The organism is Streptomyces sp. NPDC006624, assembly GCF_040611555.1.
Classification (GTDB): Bacteria; Actinomycetota; Actinomycetes; order Streptomycetales; family Streptomycetaceae; genus Streptomyces.
On record NZ_JBEXOM010000018.1, the window covers coordinates 47,214 to 62,255 of the forward strand.

The 15,042-nt window shown below is 71.9% G+C and carries 15 protein-coding genes and 1 tRNA gene; 7 read left to right on the forward strand and 9 right to left on the reverse strand.

Annotated features, from left to right (window positions below):
* Window position 1: 1 nt before the first annotated feature.
* Window positions 2–439, forward strand: coding sequence for a hypothetical protein (locus ABZY20_RS28170; RefSeq protein WP_356444852.1), 438 nt, complete (start codon window positions 2–4; stop codon window positions 437–439).
* Between the two features lie 59 nt (window positions 440–498).
* On the forward strand, window positions 499–1,368 hold the full coding sequence (locus ABZY20_RS28175) for a fused MFS/spermidine synthase (RefSeq protein WP_356444854.1): 870 nt from the start codon (window positions 499–501) through the stop codon (window positions 1,366–1,368).
* A 31-nt stretch (window positions 1,369–1,399) separates the two neighbouring features.
* Here the strand turns inward: ABZY20_RS28175 and ABZY20_RS28180 are convergent, their stop codons facing one another.
* On the reverse strand, window positions 1,400–1,921 hold the full coding sequence (locus ABZY20_RS28180) for a hypothetical protein (RefSeq protein WP_356444856.1): 522 nt from the start codon (window positions 1,919–1,921) through the stop codon (window positions 1,400–1,402).
* Between the two features lie 130 nt (window positions 1,922–2,051).
* Here ABZY20_RS28180 and ABZY20_RS28185 point away from each other — a divergent pair, with 130 nt between their 5' ends.
* Window positions 2,052–2,756 (forward strand): response regulator transcription factor, encoded by a 705-nt coding sequence (locus ABZY20_RS28185; RefSeq protein WP_356444857.1) that lies wholly within the window; start codon window positions 2,052–2,054, stop codon window positions 2,754–2,756.
* Window positions 2,753–4,138 carry a HAMP domain-containing sensor histidine kinase gene (locus tag ABZY20_RS28190; RefSeq protein ID WP_356444859.1) on the forward strand — a complete coding sequence of 462 codons (1,386 nt, stop codon included), beginning with the start codon at window positions 2,753–2,755 and terminating at the stop codon, window positions 4,136–4,138. The genes ABZY20_RS28185 and ABZY20_RS28190 overlap by 4 nt, the downstream gene beginning before the upstream one ends.
* 65 nt (window positions 4,139–4,203) lie before the next feature.
* On the opposite strand, the gene ABZY20_RS28195 is transcribed toward ABZY20_RS28190, so the two are convergent.
* The 4 genes from ABZY20_RS28195 to ABZY20_RS28210 form a co-directional block, all read right to left on the reverse strand.
* Entirely contained in the window at window positions 4,204–5,640 is a 1,437-nt protein-coding gene (locus ABZY20_RS28195; protein ID WP_356444861.1) for a GH1 family beta-glucosidase, read from the reverse strand.
* 105 nt (window positions 5,641–5,745) lie between these two features.
* On the reverse strand, window positions 5,746–6,657 hold the full coding sequence (locus ABZY20_RS28200; RefSeq protein WP_356444863.1) for a carbohydrate ABC transporter permease: 912 nt from the start codon (window positions 6,655–6,657) through the stop codon (window positions 5,746–5,748).
* Between the two features lie 12 nt (window positions 6,658–6,669).
* The gene (locus ABZY20_RS28205; protein ID WP_356445012.1) at window positions 6,670–7,686 is read right to left on the reverse strand and encodes a sugar ABC transporter permease; all 1,017 of its coding nucleotides are present in this window, start codon (window positions 7,684–7,686) and stop codon (window positions 6,670–6,672) included.
* Between the two features lie 5 nt (window positions 7,687–7,691).
* The gene (locus ABZY20_RS28210) at window positions 7,692–8,996 is read right to left on the reverse strand and encodes an extracellular solute-binding protein (protein WP_356444865.1); all 1,305 of its coding nucleotides are present in this window, start codon (window positions 8,994–8,996) and stop codon (window positions 7,692–7,694) included.
* 400 nt (window positions 8,997–9,396) lie between these two features.
* On the opposite strand from ABZY20_RS28210, the gene ABZY20_RS28215 reads away from it, so the two are divergent.
* The gene (locus tag ABZY20_RS28215; RefSeq protein ID WP_356444867.1) at window positions 9,397–10,452 is read left to right on the forward strand and encodes a LacI family DNA-binding transcriptional regulator; all 1,056 of its coding nucleotides are present in this window, start codon (window positions 9,397–9,399) and stop codon (window positions 10,450–10,452) included.
* A gap of 98 nt (window positions 10,453–10,550) precedes the next feature.
* Here the strand turns inward: ABZY20_RS28215 and ABZY20_RS28220 are convergent.
* The 4 genes from ABZY20_RS28220 to ABZY20_RS28235 all read right to left on the reverse strand — a co-directional run bounded on the left by ABZY20_RS28220 (window position 10,551) and on the right by ABZY20_RS28235 (window position 13,406).
* Window positions 10,551–10,623: transfer RNA gene (locus ABZY20_RS28220), tRNA-His, on the reverse strand.
* A 117-nt stretch (window positions 10,624–10,740) separates the two neighbouring features.
* Complete coding sequence (gene orn, locus ABZY20_RS28225; protein ID WP_356444869.1) at window positions 10,741–11,343, reverse strand: oligoribonuclease; 603 nt, start codon at window positions 11,341–11,343, stop codon at window positions 10,741–10,743.
* A 99-nt stretch (window positions 11,344–11,442) separates the two neighbouring features.
* The gene (locus ABZY20_RS28230; protein WP_356444871.1) at window positions 11,443–12,696 is read right to left on the reverse strand and encodes a helix-turn-helix domain-containing protein; all 1,254 of its coding nucleotides are present in this window, start codon (window positions 12,694–12,696) and stop codon (window positions 11,443–11,445) included.
* Window positions 12,697–13,073: 377 nt separating this feature from the next.
* Complete coding sequence (locus ABZY20_RS28235; protein WP_356444873.1) at window positions 13,074–13,406, reverse strand: hypothetical protein; 333 nt, start codon at window positions 13,404–13,406, stop codon at window positions 13,074–13,076.
* A gap of 306 nt (window positions 13,407–13,712) precedes the next feature.
* Here ABZY20_RS28235 and ABZY20_RS28240 point away from each other — a divergent pair, with 306 nt between their 5' ends.
* Together ABZY20_RS28240 and ABZY20_RS28245 are read left to right on the forward strand one after the other, a co-directional pair.
* On the forward strand, window positions 13,713–14,240 hold the full coding sequence (locus ABZY20_RS28240; RefSeq protein ID WP_356444875.1) for a universal stress protein: 528 nt from the start codon (window positions 13,713–13,715) through the stop codon (window positions 14,238–14,240).
* A 128-nt stretch (window positions 14,241–14,368) separates the two neighbouring features.
* Window positions 14,369–14,926, forward strand: coding sequence for a GPR1/FUN34/YaaH family transporter (locus ABZY20_RS28245; RefSeq protein ID WP_356444877.1), 558 nt, complete (start codon window positions 14,369–14,371; stop codon window positions 14,924–14,926).
* The last annotated feature ends 116 nt before the right edge of the window (window positions 14,927–15,042 follow it).

Sequence of the window (15,042 nt, forward strand, 5' to 3'; positions counted from 1 at the left end):
GATGCAGACCAGCCGGATCAACAACCCTCGTACGCCGTCGGGTACACCGCTGACGGCGGTACGCGTACCGGCCGCGGACGGCGGCGCGGAGCCGCCCGGCTGCGACGTGGTCACGGTGCCGGCGCGGCAGGGTCTGGAGGCGGTCGACATCCTGCGGCGCGCGACGGCGGAAGCCGTCGGACCCGTCCTGCACGACGGCGGCGGCGACACCCTGGGCTTCCTGGTCCCGCCCGGTACGGCCGCGGCGTGGGACGTGCCCGGGAGCACCTGCACGGAGACCGACGGCCGCGGCACGCCCCTGGCGCCCGAGCCCCCGGTGCAGGGCTCGGACTGGCTGCTGCCGCCCGGCGAGGCCGACCTCGCGACGGATCCGGCGGTGCTGCGCGAGGCCCTGGGGGAGGCGGCCCGGATGATCAGAGCGGCCGACAGCTGCCGCTGAGCCACCGTGCGGCGAGGAGCGTACGCACCGCTTACCGGTCCCGCCCTGATAATGACCCCATGGGGAAGTCCAGGAGCGGCCGGCGCAGACAGGCCGACGCGGAGGCCGTCGTCGAGAGCGTCGACGGCGGGCTCGCCGAGCTGATACCCGACCGCGACCGGCCCCGGGCCCGGACCCTGGTGATCGACGGAGCCCCGCAGTCCCACGTCGATCTCGACGACCCGGCGTACCTGTCCTTCGAGTACCAGCGCCGGCTCGGGCACGTGATCGACCTCGCCGCACCGCCCGGCCGGCCCGTGCGCGCCGTGCACCTCGGCGGCGGCGCGCTCACCCTCGCCCGCTACGTCGCCGCCACCCGTCCCCGCTCCACCCAGCAGGTCGTCGAACGGGACGCGGCCCTGGTGCGGCTGGTCCGCCGCGAGCTGCCGCTGGACCCGAACGCGCGCATCCGGGTACGGTCCGCCGACGCCCGCGAAGGGCTCGCCAAGGTGCCGGACGGCTGGGCCGACCTCGTGATCACCGACGTGTTCAGCGGCGCCCGCACCCCGGCCCATCTGACCTCGACCGAGTTCCTCGACGACGTGCGCCGGGCCCTCGCACCCGGCGGTGTCCACGCCGCCAACCTCGCCGACGGCCCGCCGCTGGCCCACCTGCGCGGCCAGATCGCCACCGCCGCCGCCCGCTTCGGGGAGCTCGCCCTGGTGGCGGACCCGGCGGTGCTGCGCGGCAAGCGCTTCGGGAACGCCGTCCTGGTCGCCTCCGACGCCCCGCTGCCCCTGGCCGAGCTGACCCGCCGGGCCGCCTCCGACCCGCACCCCGGCCGGGTCGAGCACGGCAGATCCCTCACGGAATTCACGAGCGGCGCGCTGCCGGTGACGGACCTGGCGGCGGTGGCGTCGCCCGCGCCGCCCGCCTCGGTGTTCAGATGACCGTGCCGGTCGGCGACCGCCCCGGCCGGGTTCAGTACGTGCCGATCTCCACCCGCGGCGGCCCGTCGTGCCAGGTGCAGAACACCGACACCCGGTCCGCGCCCGAGGAGAACTCCACGCGGATCCACGACTCCGTCTTCCACACCTGCATCGACCAGCCCGCGCCGGGAGTCGCCGAGACGAGGGAGGCGGACGCCCTGCCGAGGTCGAACACCGCCCGGCCGCCCTCGGTGTCGTAGCTCTTGACCTCACCGGTGGCGGACGCGGCGGGGGAGGGGGAAGGGCCGGCGGACGGCGTGCGGGACGGGCTCGGCTTCCTGGTCCTCGGCGGGGTGCTGCTCGGCGCCGGCCGCTTCGACGGAGTCGCCCGTTCCGACGGAGTGGCGGGCGGCTTCGGCTCCCGCGGAGGCGCGTCGGCGGCCCTGATCGGCAGGGCGCGCGGCGGATCGTAGGCCGTGCCCGCCATCACCGTGTGGACACCCCACCACGACAGCGTGACCGCCGCGCCCGTGGCGAGCAGCCAGGCCAGTACGTGTACGAGTCCTCTGCGCATCGCGGCCATACTGCCTCACGCGTCCCGGGCGTTGTCCACAAACGGACGCCGCACGGGGCTGGTTGTCCCCAGCCGGGGAGTTGTCCACAGGCCCGCACCCGGCTGTTCGCGATGGCGTACGGTGCGGCGCATGGCAAGTGTGCTCGTGGTCGAGGACGACCAGTTCGTACGCTCCGCGCTCATCCGGCATCTGACCGACGCCTCGCACACCGTGCGCAGCGTCGGGACGGCACTGGAAGCGCTGCGCGAGGTCGCCCATTTCCGTTTCGACGTGGTCATCCTGGACCTCGGACTGCCCGATCTCGACGGGTCCGAGGCCCTGAAGATGCTGCGCGGCATCACGGACGTGCCGGTGATCGTCGCCACCGCCCGGGACGACGAGACGGAGATCGTCCGGCTGCTCAACGCCGGGGCGGACGACTACCTCACCAAGCCCTTCTCGGTCGAGCACCTGTCGGCCCGCATGGCCGCCGTGCTGCGCCGCGCCCGCTCCGGAGCCGGAGCGGGGGAACCGTCCCCGGTGATCCGGGTCGGCGGCCTGACCGTCGATCCGCTGCGCCGCCAGGCCGAGTTGGACGGCGCCCGGCTCGACCTCACCCGCCGCGAGTTCGACCTGCTCGCCTTCCTGGCCCGCCGGCCCGGAGTCGTCGTCCCCCGCAAGGAGCTGCTCGCCGAGGTGTGGCAGCAGTCCTACGGCGACGACCAGACCATCGACGTCCATCTGTCCTGGCTGCGGCGGAAACTGGGCGAGACGGCCGCCAACCCCCGCTATCTGCACACCCTGCGCGGCGTCGGCGTGAAGCTCGAACCGCCGGCCGCGGAGGCACCGCGATGAGGTGGGCCCTGGTGAAGGTCTCGCTCGCGGTGACCACCATGGTGGTGCTCGCCTTCGCGGTGCCGCTCGGGCTCGTCATCCGCGAGATGGCCCGGGACCGTGCCTTCTCCAACGCCGAGCGGGAGGCCGCGGCCGTGGCCCCCGCCCTGTCCATCACCACCGACCGCGACCAGCTCGAACGGGTCGTCGCCTCCGTCGGCTCCGACGCCGGGATGGCCGTGCACATCCCCGCGGGCGACGGCCAGAAGGCGCTCCACCTCGGGCCGCGGCGCGCCGCCGACGCGGACGTCACGGCCGTGCGCCGGCTGGGCCGCGCCTCCACGACCGGCGTGTCCGGCGGTTCCACCCTGCTCCAGCCGGTCGCGCTCAGCACCGGCGAGATCGCGGTCGTCGAGGTGTACGTGCCCGAGTCCGAGGTCACCAACGGCGTGGGCACGGCCTGGGCGGTGCTCGCCGCGGTCGGGGTCGCGCTGGTCCTCGGCTCGGTCGCGGTCGCCGACCGGCTCGGCGTGCGGATGGTCCGGCCCGCCCAGCGCCTGGTCGAGGGGGCGCACGAACTGGGCGAGGGCAAGCTCGGCGCCCGCGTGCCCGAGGAGGGCCCGACCGAACTGCGCCTGGCGGCGGTCGCGTTCAACTCGATGGCCGACCAGGTCGTCCAGCTCCTGGCCAACGAGCGGGAGCTGGCGGCCGACCTGTCCCACCGGCTGCGCACGCCCCTGACCGTGCTGCGGCTCAACACCGCCTCGCTCGGCGACGGACCGGCCGCCGACCAGACCCGGACCGCGGTCGAGCAGCTGGAGCGCGAGGTCGACACCATCATCCGCACCGCCCGCGAGGCCAAGCCGCAGACGGCCGCCGCCGGTCCCGGCGCCGGGTGCGACGCGGCCGAGGTGGTCCGGGAGCGGATGGCGTTCTGGTCGGCGCTCGCGGAGGACGAGGGCCGCAAGTGGCGGATGGCCGGGGCCGACCGGCCGGTGCGGATCCCCGTGGCCCGTGCCGACCTGGCGGCCGCGCTCGACGCGCTGCTCGGCAACGTCTTCCGGCACACCCCGGAGGGCACCGCCTTCGCCGTCGACGTGCACAACGGCGAGGACGCGGTGATCGTCCTGGTGTCCGACGCCGGCCCCGGCATACCGGACCCTCAGGCGGCGATGGCGCGGGGCCGCGGCTCCGGCAGCGACGGCTCGACCGGACTCGGCCTGGACATCGTGCGCCGGCTCGCGGAGTCCACCGGCGGTGACGTCCGCATCGGCTCCTCGGTGCTCGGCGGGACCGAGGTGCGCATGTGGATCCAGCTGGACGGCCGGGCCCCCGCGAGCAGGGGCCACCGCCAGATACGGCGCCGGCGTCCCCGCAGATTCCTGGCGAACGCCCGCCGCTGACACCGGGAGCAGCACGACGGGGCGCGGCACTCCCCTAAGCGTGCCGCGCCCCGCCCTCCGTCGGCTCAGAGCGCCTGGGCCTCCGGCAGCGTGCCCGTGCTGGCGGCGCGGCCGTACCAGCGGGCGCTCGTCTTCGGTGTGCGCTCCAGCGTCGCGTAGTCGACGTACACCGCGCCGAAGCGCTTGCCGTAGCCGTACGCCCACTCGAAGTTGTCCAGCAGGGACCACAGGAAGTAGCCGCGGACGTCCGCGCCGTCGGTGATGGCGCGGCGGACCGCCGACAGGTGGCCGTGGAGGTAGGCGACCCGCTCCGGGTCGTGGACGCGGCCGTCGGAGTCCATCTTGTCGTCGTAGGCCGCGCCGTTCTCGGTGATGTACAGCGGCAGGCCCGGCGCCTCGCGGGAGTAGCGCATGATCAGCTCGTGCAGGCCGGTCGGGTCGATCGTCCAGCCCATCTCGGTGCGGTCGCCCGGCGTCTGGTGGAAGGCGACGTCCGACACGCCCGGCCACGGCGAGTGCTCGCTCGCCCCGTGCCCGTCCGCGCGCGGACCCGGAGCGGCCGGGTCGGCCGCCGACACCAGCGACGGCGTGTAGTAGTTGAGGCCCAGCGCGTCCAGCGGCTGGTTGATCAGCTCCAGGTCGCCGTCCTGGACGAAGGCCCAGTCCGTGACACCGGCCGTCGTGACGTACAGCGACTCCGGGTAGGCGCCGTGCAGCAGCGGGCCGTGGAAGACGCCGTTGGCCAGGTCGTCGATCCTGCGGGCCGCGGCCAGGTCCGCCGGGTCCTGCGAGAGCGGGCGCACCACCGCCGAGTTCAGGGCGATCGCCACCTGGTTGCGGGCCGGCATCACCGACCGCAGCGCGGAGGCGCCCAGGCCGTGCGCCAGGTTCAGGTGGTGCGCGGCGCGCAGCGCGGCGAGCGGCTCCGTACGGCCCGGGGCGTGCACACCCGAGGCGTACCCGAGGAACGCGGCGCACCACGGCTCGTTGAGCGTCATCCAGTGCTCGACGCGGTCGCCGAGCGCCTCACCGACGATCTGCGCGTACTCGGCGAACCGGTACGCGGTGTCCCGCTCCGGCCAGCCGCCCGCGTCCTCCAGCTCCTGCGGCAGGTCCCAGTGGTAGAGCGTGACGGCCGGCTTGATGCCCTTGGAGAGCAGCTCGTCCACCAGCCGGCGGTAGAAGTCCAGGCCCTTCTGGACGGCGGGACCGCGGCCCGTGGGCTGCACCCGCGACCACGAGATGGAGAAGCGGTAGGCGCCCAGGCCCAGCTCCGCCATCAGCGCCACGTCGTCGCGATAGCGGTGGTAGTGGTCGACAGCGATGTCACCGGTGTCGCCACCGGCCGTCTTGCCGGGGGTATGGCTGAAGGTGTCCCAGATCGACGGCGTACGGCCGTCCTCCCGCACCGCGCCCTCGATCTGGTACGCGGACGTCGCCGCGCCCCAGAGGAAGGCGGGAGGGAAGGTGACCGCGGCGGCCGAATTCTCGGAGTCAGGCATGGAAGCGCTCCCAAAGGGGGTCGTGGTGAGGCACGAGAAAGTAAGGAGGGGGATCCGGGGCCGAGGCGGCGCTGACCCGGCCCCCGGAGATGCGGAATGAAGGCGTCAGCCCTTGACGGCGCCCTGCATGATGCCGCCCACGATCTGCTTGCCGAAGATCGCGAAGACCAGCAGCAGGGGCAGGGTGCCCAGCAGCGCGCCCGCCATGATCAGCGACTGGTCCGGCGTGTAGCCGCGGCCGAGACCCGCGATCGCGACCTGCACGGTCGGGTTGCCGGTCTGGGTCAGCACCAGGAACGGCCACAGGAAGTCGTTCCAGGCCTGCACGAACATCAGCATGCCGAGCACGGCCATCGCGGGCCGGGCGGTGGGGAACACCACGTGCCAGATCACGCGCCAGCTGCTCGCGCCGTCCACCCGGGCCGCCTCTATGATCTCGTCCGGCAGCGCCTGGATCAGGTACTGGCGCATGAAGAACACACCGAACGCGCTGACCAGAGACGGGAAGATGACCGCCTGCAACTGGTCGGTCCAGTCCAGCTTCGCGACCATCATGTACAGCGGGATCACACTGAGCTGCGGCGGCACCATCATCGTGCCGATCACGATCAGCATCATCGCGCCCCGGCCCTTGAACCGCAGCTTGGCGAAGGCGAACCCGGCGATCGTCGACAGGAACACGATGGTCGCCGCGGACACGCCCGCCACGATCGTGGTGTTGAGGAACGCCTCACCCAGGTTGGCGTCCCGCCAGGCGATCTCCAGGTTGCTGAACAGGTTGGAGCCGAACCAGAACGGCGGCGGCGTCTGGGCCAGCCGCGCGTTGTCGCGCGAGGCGGCGATCGCCGTCCACACCAGCGGGAACAGCGAGACGATGGTGAACACGGCCAGGACCAGGTAGGCCACCGGCCCGGCGTGCAGGGTCCCGCCCGCCCGCGCGGACTTGGGCAGGCGCGAGCGCTTCTGCTCCTGGGCGGGGGTGAGGGGTGTGTCGGGGGGCGTCACAGTCGTCGTCACGGCCACAACTCCTTAGCTACTGGCGCGCAGCCGGCGCGAGATGACGTAGTTGACGATGCCGACGACGATCAGGATGAGGAACATCGTCCAGGCGATGGCCGAGGCCCGGCCGAGGTGCTGGTTCACCCAGCCCTGCTCGTACAGGTACAGGCCCAGCGTCTGGAACTGGTGCTCCGCACCGCCCGAGGCGCCCTTGTTGGCGTCGAACAGCAGCGGCTCGCCGAAGACCTGGCTGGCGCCGATGGTCGACACCACGACCGTGAACAGGATCGTCGGGCGCAGCGACGGCAGCGTCACGTGGAAGAACTGCTGCCAGCGGTTGGCGCCGTCCAGCGCCGCCGACTCGTACAGGTCGTTCGGGATGGCCTGCATCGCCGCCAGGTAGATCAGCGCGTTGTAGCCGGTCCAGCGCCAGATGATGATCGTCGAGACGGCGATCTGGGACGGCCACCGGTCGTTCTGCCAGTCGATGTGGTCGATGCCGACCGTGTTCAGGACCCAGTTGATCATGCCGTAGTCGCGGCCGAAGAGCAGCACGAAGACCAGCGAGGCGGCGGCGATCGAGGTCGCGTACGGCGCGAGCATCACGACCCGGTAGAAGGTCGAGCCGCGCAGCTTGTAGTTCAGGATGTGGGCGATGCCCATGGCCATCAGCAGCTGCGGAACGGTGGAGATGATGCCGATGGTCAGGGTGTTCTTCGCCGCGTTCCAGAAGAAGTCGTCGTCGAAGATCCGGGTGTAGTTGCGCAGTCCCACCCAGTTCATGTCGGTGGGCGCCGTGAGCTCCACCTGGTGCAGGGAGGCCCAGCCGGTGTAGATCAGCGGGAACAGCCCGAACGCGACGAACAGCAGGAAGAAGGGCGAGACGAAGGCGTACGGGCTCCAGCGCACGTCCCGCTGCCAGCGGCGGGACAGCCGGGCCCGGCGGCGCTCGTCCGCCGACGCGGACCGCCCGGCCGGATCCGGACCGGCCGGGGCCGCGCCCCCCTCCTTGGAGGGGAGCGCGGCGGTGTCGGGGCGGGTGGCCATACGGGTCACTTGTCCAGGTTGTTGTCGATGGTCTTCACGGCCGTCTCCCAGGCCTCCTCGGGCGACTTGCCCTTGGTGACCAGGACGAGACCGTTGTCGTTCAGGGCCGACCCGATGATCTGGTCCTTCGGGCCGATGACCTGGACCGGACTGGTCTGGGCCGCCTCGGCGAAGATCTTGCCGATCGGGGCGTCACCGGTCATCTTGTTCTTCGCGTTCTGCACGGCCGGGGTGTCGTACGCCGACGGCGTGCTCGGGAAGCTGCCGCGCTTCTCGAAGAGCTTCGCCTGCTGCTCCGGCGCGGTCAGCCAGGCGGCCAGCTCGGTGGCCTCCTTCACGTGCTTGCCGCTCTTGGGCACGCTGAGGAAGGAACCGCCCCAGTTGCCGGACTTCGGCGCGGCCGCCACGTCCCACTTGCCCTGGGCCTCCGGCTTGGACTTGCTCTCGATGTAGCCGAGCATCCACGGCGGGCAGGACATCGCCGCGAACTTGCCGTTGGCGATGGTGGTGTCCCAGGCCGGCTGGAACTGGGTCTGCGCACCCGCCAGACCGTCCTCGGCCGCCTCGGCGGTCATCATGAACGACTTCTTGACGACCGGGTTGTCCTTGTAGATGACCTTGCCGGACTCGTCGTAGTAGCGGACCTTCTCGCTGGACATGATGGCGCTCATCAGGCCGCCGGGGGAGTCCATGAAGGTGGTGCCCGCGGGCGCCTTCTTCTTGTACTTCTGGCCGACGTCGATCAGCTTCTGCCAGTCGCCCGACCACATCTTCGCGAGTTCCTCGCGGTCGGTCGGCAGACCGGCCTTCTCGAAGAGGTCCTTGCGGTAGCAGATGGCCATCGGGCCGACGTCGGTGCCCAGACCGATGGTCTGGCCGTCCTTGGTGGTGGCCTGCTGCCACTTCCAGTCGAGGTAGTTGTCCTTCTTCACGCCGGGCGCCTTCGAGAGGTCCTCGAGCTTGCCGGCCTGCGTGGCGACCACCTCGGCGATGTTGCCGACCTCGACGCCCTGGATGTCCATCAGGCCGCTGTTGGTGGTGAGGTGGTTGACCAGCGCGGGGTAGTAGTTCTCGTTGCGCTCGGTGACGTTCTCCTGGATCTTGATGTTCGGGTGGGTCTTCTCGTACTCCTCGTAGAGCCCGGCCTCCTTGAAGCCGAAGGTGCCGAAGAGACCCAGGGTGATGACGGTCTTGCCGTCACCGCCGCCCGACGATCCCGAGTCGTTGCCGCCGTCGTCGGCACAACCGGCCAGCAGCCCGGCGCCCAGCGACGCCACCGCCGCCAGCACTACCGCCTTACGTGCTCGCATCTGAGGTCCTCCTGTTGCCCTGACGTGCCGACCCCCCGGGCCAACTGCATTGTTGGGCCCTTTTTACTCGCTGCGGCTCGGGCGGGGAACGTGCGGGATGTGTATGTGTCAGGTACTGTGGGAGCGCTCCCACCAGTGATGTGTTGAAGGGTTGCGGGTCGGGGCGAGGGTGTCAAGGGAACGAGCGCCGCGAGATGCGTTCAGTTATCGGGCTGTTAACTGGACCCGTGGAGCCGTGCGCGGGTGTGCGAGGTTGACTCGTTTCAGTCACCCCGCGCTCCGCCGGGTGCGTCCGGGCCGAAGCGGAGTTCCCGGAGACCCTGGCCGGCAGGGGCGGTCACCGGCTCTGACGGGGCTGTTAGATTCCAGCCAGCGTGACACACGAAGGAAGGCGGGGCCCATGGCAAGCCACGGAGTGCGGGGCCGGAGCGGGGGCCGGCCCACCCTCGAAGAGGTGGCGGCCCGCGCCGGTGTGGGCCGCGGCACCGTCTCCCGGGTGATCAACGGCTCGCCCCGGGTCAGCGACGCGACCCGCGCGGCCGTCGAGGCGGCGGTCGCCGAGCTCGGCTACGTCCCCAACACCGCGGCCCGCGCCCTGGCCGCCAACCGCACGGACGCGATCGCGCTGGTCGTGCCCGAGCCGGAGACGCGGTTCTTCGCGGAGCCGTACTTCTCCGACATGCTCAAGGGTGTCGGGGCGGAGCTGTCCGAGACGGAGATGCAGCTGCTGCTGATCTTCGCGGGCAGCGACCGCGAACGTCAGCGCCTGGCCCAGTACCTGGCCGCCCACCGGGTGGACGGCGTCCTGCTCGTCTCGGTGCACGCCGACGACCCACTGCCCGACCTGCTGGCCCAGCTGGAGATCCCGGCGGTCATCAGCGGTCCCCGATCCGCCACGGAGACGCTGGCCTCGGTGGACTCGGACAACTACGGCGGGGCCCGTCAGGCCGTCGAGCACCTGCTCTCCCGCGGCCGCCGCCGGATAGCCCACATCACCGGACGGCTCGACGTCTACGGCGCCCAGCGCCGTATCGACGGCTACCGCGACGCCCTGCGCGAGGCGGGCCACGAGGACACCGAGACGCTGATCGAGCCGGGCGACTTCACCGAGGAGGGCGGTCTGCGCGCGATGACGGCGCTGCTGGAGCGCCACCCGGACCTGGACGCGGTCTTCGCGGCCTCCGACGTCACGGCGGCCGGCGCCCGGCAGGCCCTGCGCGAGGCGGGCCGCCGCATCCCCGACGACGTGGCGCTCGTCGGCTACGACGACTCGGCCATCGCCCGCCACATGGACCCGCCCCTCACCAGCGTCCGCCAGCCGATCGAGGAGATGGGCCGCCGGATGATCGACCTCCTCCTCGCGGAGATCGCCGACCGCCGCCCGTCGGCGTCCCGGAGCCTGGAGCGCCACCAGCTGGTGCTGGCCACGAAGCTGGTGTCCCGGGCGTCGTCCTGACGCCGGCCCGGGCCGCGCCGGGGGGTGCGGCCGGGTGCCGCCGCGACACGAGAAGAGGGGCTGCCCCGGTCTCCCGGAGCAGCCCCTCTTCTTCACAGGGTGAGTGACGGGACTCGAACCCGCGGCATCCTGGACCACAACCAGGTGCTCTACCAGCTGAGCTACACCCACCATGACCGGCTTGGAGATCAGTGCGTTCCCCGACCGGCCGAGAAAAAGTGTACAGGGTCCGAAGGGGTGCTCGCGCCAGGCTTTCCCGGTGGCCCCCGCGTCGGGCCCCTGTCACGCCTACTGGGCAGGCAGGACGTGCTTCGCCGCGATCGCCCGCGCGGTCTCCGAGTCGGGGCCGGGCTGCGGGACGAAGACGGCCTCACGGTAGTACCGCAGTTCCGCGATCGACTCGCGGATGTCGGCGAGCGCGCGGTGGTTGCCGTTCTTCTGCGGGCTGTTGAAGTACGCCCGCGGGTACCAGCGACGGGCCAGCTCCTTGATCGACGACACGTCGACGATCCGGTAGTGGAGGTAGTCCTCCAGCGTCGGCATGTCGCGCAGCAGGAAGCCGCGGTCGGTGCCGACGGAGTTGCCGCACAGCGGGGCCTTGCCCGGCTCCTTGACGAACTCCCGCACATACGTCAGGACCTGGTCCTCGGCGTCCTTCAGCGTCGTGCCGTTCGGCAGCTCGGCGAGGAGTCCGGACGCGGTGTGCATCTGACGCACCACCTCCGGCATCGTCTCCAGCGCCTGGTCCGGCGGCCGGATGACGATGTCCACGCCCTCGCCGAGCACGTTCAGCTCGGAGTCCGTGACGAGGGCGGCCACCTCGATGAGCGCGTCGTCCGACAGCGAGAGGCCGGTCATCTCGCAGTCGATCCACACCATGCGATCGTTCATGTTCCTCACCTTACGGCTCGCCGCCGCGGGCGGTGCCGACGGTGCCGGGAAAGGCACAGGGCCCGCGAGGACGCTGTCCCCGCGGGCCCTGTCACCACCTCATGTCGCGCTGCGCTGCCCCGGCAGGCTGGCCGACAGGGCCGGCGACGCCCCGACCGCGCTCGCCGCCGCCGTACGGCGGGACTGGAGCGGCACCGGGTGCTCCGGATGCAGGGCGGCCGGTGCCTGGCCGGGGTGGCCGGGATGACCGCCGTGGCCCGGGTGCCCGGGGTGGCCCGGACCGCCCGGCCCGGGACCGCCCGGGGCGGACTCGGTGTCCTGGGGCCGCTCGCCCTGCGGGCGCCGGGCGCGGTACGCCGCCCGGTACGCGGCCGGCGACGAGCCCAGCTGGCGGCGGAAGTGCCCGCGCAGGGCCACCGGCGACCGGAAGCCGCAGCGCCCCGCGACCTCGTCCACCGAGTAGTCCGACGTCTCCAGCAGGCGCTGCGCCTGGAGCACCCGCTGAGTGATCAGCCACTGCAGCGGCGCGCTCCCGGTCAGCGAGCGGAAGCGGCGGTCGAACGTCCGCCGGCTCATGTACGCGCGGGCCGCCAGGGTCTCCACGTCGAACTGCTCGTGGAGGTGCTCCAGGGCCCAGGCGACGACCTCGGCGAGCGGGTCGGCGCCGATCTCCTCGGGTAAAGACCTGTCGAGGTAGCGCTCCTGCCCGCCGCTGCGGCGCGGCGGCACGACGAGCCGCCGGGCCAGGGCGCCGGCCGCCTCGTTGCCGTGGTCCGTGCGCACGATGTGCAGGCACAGGTCGATGCCCGCCGCGGTCCCCGCCGACGTGAGCACGTCGCCGTCGTCGACGAACAGCTCACGCGGGTCCACGTGCACCGACGGATAGCGCTTGGCCAGCGTCGGTGCGTACATCCAGTGTGTCGTCGCGGGGCGGCCGTCCAGCAGGCCCGCCGCCGCGAGGACGAAGGCGCCGGTGCACAGCCCGACGATGCGGGCGCCCTCCTCGTGGGCGCGGCGCAGCGCGTCGAGCGCGTCGTCCGGTGGCGGGGAAGTGATCGAACGCCAGGCCGGTACGACGACCGTGCCCGCGCGTGAGATCGCTTCCAGGCCATGCGGTGCGCTGAGTTCCAGGCCCCCTGTGGTCCGCAGGGGGCCGTCCTCACCGCCGCACACCAGCAGTCGGTAGCGCGGTACGCCGGCGTCCTGGCGGTCGATCCCGAACACCGACAGTGGTATGGAACTCTCGAAAATGGGGCCGCCGCTGAACAGCAGCACCGCGACGATCTCCTTGCGACGTCGCCCGGAAAGCTTCCGGGCCGCGGCTTCCGGCGCGGCAGTGGAGTCGTGGCTCATACTGCTAAGCCCCCCTCGGTGGTCGCGGCTCCTCGGTTGTGTCGCTCCTGCACGTTTCCCCTCGGTCCTGCACGAGTCCCCCGCCGTAGACAGTCAAGATCGAATCTACTGTGTCCGGTCGTGCCGCAGTGGCCGGTTCGTCACTCGGCACATTGTCGACTTGGCAACTTGGCGTGAAGCATTCGATCACGAAGCGTTGCACTCGTGGGGCGTGCAGGGAAGTGCGCCTTGTCGCAGTGGCCAATCCACGTAGGGTGCGCAGGGCCCCTGAGGCCCTTTCCGCGCAGGTCGAACGGGGGTTGGGGGGTGCTTCGGCGGGGTGATGCACAGGTGCGGGAAGTTGGCTGAAAAGCAGCGCACGCGTGCGCGGAAACCGGTCAGCCGACCGGTGTATCCCCTCCAGTGTGCCGTCCGCCCCGGTGTGTGCCCGTTCCGGTGCGGTGCCGCCGGCCCCGGTGGGGCGCCCGGTCCTCGGCCGCGAGCCGGGCGGCGCCGCGCTCCGACTGGCGCAGCAGGAACCGGCAGGCGCCCGTGACGGCGGCGAGGCCGAGCGCGGTGCCGGCGGCACCGGCGAGCGAGGTGCCGTAGCCGAGCAGCACGACCGGGACGAGCAGGCAGCTGAAGGCCGCCCAGCGGACCACGTCCGTCGCGCTGTCCCGCGGCGGCGGGGTCGCGCGGTCCGCCTCGGCGGCGGTGCGGGGTCCGGGCATGGGTGCTCCCTGTGGCGTGGTTCGTGGTGTTCAACGCGCGGCCCGGGAGTCGGTCACCGGTGGCGCCGATCACCCCCGCGGGTAATTGAATCCCGTGCAAACCGCCTGTACAGGGCAGCAACCATTGCGTTACGGGCGTCGCCTCGTGCATGCTCCCTGGAACCCGCACGCACGGCGAGCGGGAGCTGGGCCAAGGAGGCGTGCCGCCGTACCCTTGGGGGTATGGGGTTGGGAAGACCATTCCCGGACACAGCTCCGCCGCACACTGATGTCCCACCCATAAAGGATCACAACGCCGAGACAGCCATGGCCGGTCACGAATTCTTCGAACCCGCGGACCGCAAGCGGCCCGTCGCCGATCCCACGGCGGCCGAGCCCTTGGCGGCGGATGAGCCACGCCACTCCTGCGATCCCGCCTTCAAGCACGGGGTCGTCGTCGGCTTCGACGGCTCCACGTCCAGCGAGCGCGCCCTGGCGTACGCGATCGGCATGGCCCATCGCTCCGGGTCGGGCCTGATCATCGTGCATGTCGCGAACCGGCTGCCGACCACGGTGTGGGCCGGCTGCGAGCCGCCCGTGTTCGTGGACGTGCCGGACCACCGCACCGAGGTGCTCGGCCTGGAGCTGGCCTGTGCGGACTACCTCGCCGAGGTGCCCTGGATCCTGGTCGAGCGCGGCGGCGACATCTGCCACGAACTCGAAGAGGTCGGCCGGGAGTACGAGGCCGACGCGATCGTCGTCGGCTCGACGCACGGCATCGTGGGCCGGATCTTCGGCTCCGTCGCGGGGCGGCTCGCCAAGCGGGCGCAGCGGCCCGTCATCGTCATTCCCTGACGCCCCGGAGCAGTCCGCCAACTTCCTTGTGCCACGCGTGAATCTACCCACGCGTAGAGGTGTTTGTGCCCTTGTGAAGGGCATATACGGAACACCGCACCACTGCACCTGCACGAAGGGAGCCCGCCGTGGACAAAGACGTCTCCGCGGGAAGCGGAATCACGACCGTGGCCGGTCGACTCGCCCTCGGAATCACCCTGTTGGCTTTCGGGCTGGGGCACACCGCCGTGATCGACGGTGTGTCAGCCGCTGACGCCGCGTCAATCGCCCAGTGGGTGGGGGGAGTCGCCCTCTTCGCCGCCGGGCTGCTGTCCCTGCGCGAGGGGGACGCCGCCGGTGGCACGGCGTTCACCGTGCTCGGGGCCCTGTGGTTCACCTGGGCCGTGTCCGACGCCGCCGGCAACGGGGCGGGAGTGTTCCTGCTGCTGTTCGCCCTGGTGGCGCTGTCCCTCACGCTGGCGGGCGGCGATCAGCTGGGGCGGGGCGCGCACGGCCTGTTCTGTGTGTCGCTGCTGCTGCTCGCGATCGCCGCGTTCGCGGACAGCGACGGGCTCGCGAAGGCCGGGGGCTGGTTCGCCGTCGCCGCGGGTGCGGTGGCGTGGTACGCGGCGACGGCCGCGTTGGCGCACTGGCCGACCGCTCTTCCCAGGCGTGCTGCCGGCCGGGGAGTGACGGCCACCGGCTGAAACGGCAGCCGGCGTCGGGGTATTGGGCGGCCCCGGCGTGTGAAAACGGACCCCCGCGCGTCGGCGGCAGCGCATGGGGGTCCGTCTTCTTGTCCGGCCTGTGCGGGTGGGCGGGG